Source organism: Cumulibacter manganitolerans, assembly GCF_009602465.1.
Lineage (GTDB): Bacteria > Actinomycetota > Actinomycetes > Mycobacteriales > Antricoccaceae > Cumulibacter > Cumulibacter manganitolerans.
In genome coordinates this window covers 1-2,932 of the sequence record NZ_WBKP01000107.1, presented here as the reverse complement: position 1 = coordinate 2,932, position 2,932 = coordinate 1, and the positions used below count along the sequence as shown (strand labels likewise).

Below are 2,932 nucleotides of genomic sequence, written 5' to 3'. Positions count from 1 at the left end.
TTTGGACGACCATCGGCATAACCATCAGCGTGCTCACCGATCGCGCGTTCCGATCCACGACGCGAGCGGCCTAGACAGTCCGCAGGACAGCCGACTCCTCGGCGAGGGCTGACCCTCACCGTCCGGCTCGCTGATCCCCGGGCGGCCACACAGGCCCGCGCAGCAGTCCCGGGATCCTGCGCAGCCATGATCTCTCGCACGAGCGCCACCCTCCCCCGCGAGGTCCGTCTCGGCGGCCGAGTCGCCGCAACTCGCTGCGGATAACCGATGGGACCCACTTCGGGACGGCCGACGTCCTTGGTCGATGTGCGGGGAATGGGCCACAGCCAGGTAATCCGGACGGCAGGTCCGCATCGTCGTTCCGCTTCGCGTACCAGCTCGACGGTGTCGGCCGTGCGGTCGAGGACTTCCAGAAGCCACCCGAGCAGGTCGGCGCCGGCGTAGATGGTGCGGAAGTTGCCGTCCCGGTCGTCCCGCCGGCCGCCGAACCGGCCATTGGTGGAGTGCTGCCATGAGGGTCACGCCCACGGATCCGGCAGGTAGCCGACCCGTCAGACCTGGTGGTTCACGGCAGCCCCGACCGGGCGCGGCGGTGGTGTCGCTGGGGTCATCCTTCGGCGGCGAAGGCGCGAGCCGCGGCGATGACGGCCCGGCCTGCTTCCTTCAGCGGCTGCTCACGCAGCAGCCGCGCCGGAGCGACGTCCCCGAGCTGCGGGTTCGTGCCCTGAAACCACGCCTGCACGACGCAGGCGCTGTCCTTGGCCCGCAGCAACGCTGCGGCTTGATAAGCGGTGCGCAGCCGGGTCGCGATCGCGTTGGACGGAACCCTGTTTCCGGCCGCCCACTGGGCTACCGCGCGGGTTTCCTTAACCTCGCCGAGGTACGCGACCAGGGTCGCGCCGAGCATGTCCCGTAGCCGCGACGCGATCTCGGCGACCGGGAGGCTCACCGGCTCCTGGTGCGCCTGCAGGTCTCCGCGCGCTGTCGCCGTACTCATCCCGCCATTATCCCCACACCACTCCACGTAACACCCCGAATCACAGGTGAGATCACTAGGGGATGGGTGGCCAGCGTCCTCATTGGAGGTTCGTGGGCGCGGACGTTAACCGGTCGCCGGTGGCGTGCCGTTGATGTCCACCTGGCCCATCGTGTTGCTCGCCTCGTTCAGGGCGGTGATCCAGGGGGTCGCTCCGTCATTGCCCACCTCGACGTCGACCGTGCCGCACTCACCGCCTCCGGCCGTCGCGATGGCGCACGCCTTCGCGACCGCGGCCGCGAGCTTGGCGGCCGGAACATCACCCCACGCGAACTGACCGCCGGCGGCTGCGGCGGACCCGCAGTCGCCACCGAACACCGCGAGCCCGGGCTCAGGCCCCGACGCGGCAGCCGAAGCGCTCATCGAGCGATACAGGCTGCCGGTGCAGTCGCCGAACGCGGTCGTGCTGCTGAGCTCGGCCACCAGCGAGTGTGACAGCTGCGGGGAGACCTCGGACTTCTCGATCAGCTGCAGGTTGTGGACTTTCGCATCGGCACCGTAGATCTCGGCCGCCTCGGACAGGAACTGGGTCAGGGCTGCTTCGTCGTAGACCGAGCCTTGCAGCTCGGGGACCTTCTTGCCGTCCAGCCATTCAGGCCCAGAGCGCTCACCACACACGGCGCGGACCATGATCTTCCCGCTCGGCGCGGCGATGATGTGCACCTCGGGAGCGACCGAGCCGCCCTTCTGCGAGCACGTCACCTGACCGGCCGCCTGATCGACGAGCTTCCAGGGCACCGCGCTCACCTCGAATTCGCCGAGGGCCAGACGCTGGGCCTGCGGGCCGCTCTCATACGGCCCTTCCTCGGTCCAGAACCGCGTCTTGTCGCCCTTGGCGGCCATGATCCGCACCTGCCGAAGCTGCGCGCTTGCGGGCCGGTCGAACGCGATCTCGATCCGTTGAGCCTTCACCACCCCGGCTGCTTGAGCGGCCTTCTCGGTCGCTTCCTTCGGGGTGCCGTCGACCTGTCCGTCGGCATGTCCGCCACACCCCACGAGCGCCGCGGCGATCAACGGGGCGACGAAGGCGGAAACGGTCAGGCGCCGGGACGTGGCACTGGGCATAGAAATCTCCTCGCTTGGCCTCTAGCTTCGCTCTCCCACCGTAGAGACATCGTGACCCACACCTTTGACGTGGACGCACTCCCTCGGCCACAGGTGTGCTGCCGCACTGCGTGCGCCACCGCGCAAACCACGAACCTGCCGACCTCGGCGTGAACCGCCCCGGGATGTCCGGACACTTCGTTCGGTGTCTTTACCCGGTCGGGATGAGACGGTTTCGTGCAGCGTAGTGGGCTTGCTCGGCTTGGACCGGTGTCAGGTCGTCGATCGACTCGTGGGTGCGCTCGGTGTTGAACCATTCGACCCAGTTCACGGTGGCGAGCTCGACGCGCTCGACGCTGCGCCAGGGCCCGTCGGGGCGGATCAGCTCGGTCTTGTAGAGGCCGATCTGCGACTCGGCCAGGGCGTTGTCGTAGGCGTCGCCGACGGACCCGATCGAGGCGTCCACGCCGGCCTCGATCAGCTTGCTGGTGAAGGCGAACGACGTGTATTGGGCGGGTTCAACCGGTCGATGCAACACCGTCCTGTTGAAGAGAGCGTAGTTGCTCATCGAAGACCTCTGCGGGTGTCTTCCAGCCGAGGACTTTTCGGGGCCGATTGTTGAGCGCGTGCGCGACGGCTTCGACGTCTTCGGCAGACCAGCGCGACAAGTCCGTGCCCTTCGGGAAGTACTGCCGCAGGAGACCGTCGGTGTTCTCGTTGCTCGGGCGCTGCCATGGCGAGTGGGGGTCGGCGAAGAACACCCGTGTCCCGGACTCCAACGCGAACAGGGCGTGATTCGAGAGCTCCTTACCGCGGTCCCACGTCAGGGTCTTGCGCAGTTGCTCGGGCAGC

3 protein-coding genes and 1 pseudogene are annotated in these 2,932 nt (G+C 68.0%); all 4 read right to left on the bottom strand.

Annotated features, from left to right (window positions below):
* Positions 1–607: 607 nt before the first annotated feature.
* The gene (locus F8A92_RS18270) at positions 608–997 is read right to left on the bottom strand and encodes a hypothetical protein (protein WP_153506610.1); all 390 of its coding nucleotides are present in this window, start codon (positions 995–997) and stop codon (positions 608–610) included.
* A 105-nt stretch (positions 998–1,102) separates the two neighbouring features.
* Positions 1,103–2,050 carry a hypothetical protein gene (locus tag F8A92_RS18265; protein ID WP_153506609.1) on the bottom strand — a complete coding sequence of 316 codons (948 nt, stop codon included), beginning with the start codon at positions 2,048–2,050 and terminating at the stop codon, positions 1,103–1,105.
* Between the two features lie 241 nt (positions 2,051–2,291).
* Positions 2,292–2,594: pseudogene (locus tag F8A92_RS18260) on the bottom strand (integrase core domain-containing protein); the annotation flags it as partial.
* 4 nt (positions 2,595–2,598) lie between these two features.
* Positions 2,599–2,932: IS30 family transposase (locus tag F8A92_RS18255; protein WP_153506607.1), on the bottom strand; the 334-nt coding region annotated here is incomplete at its 5' end.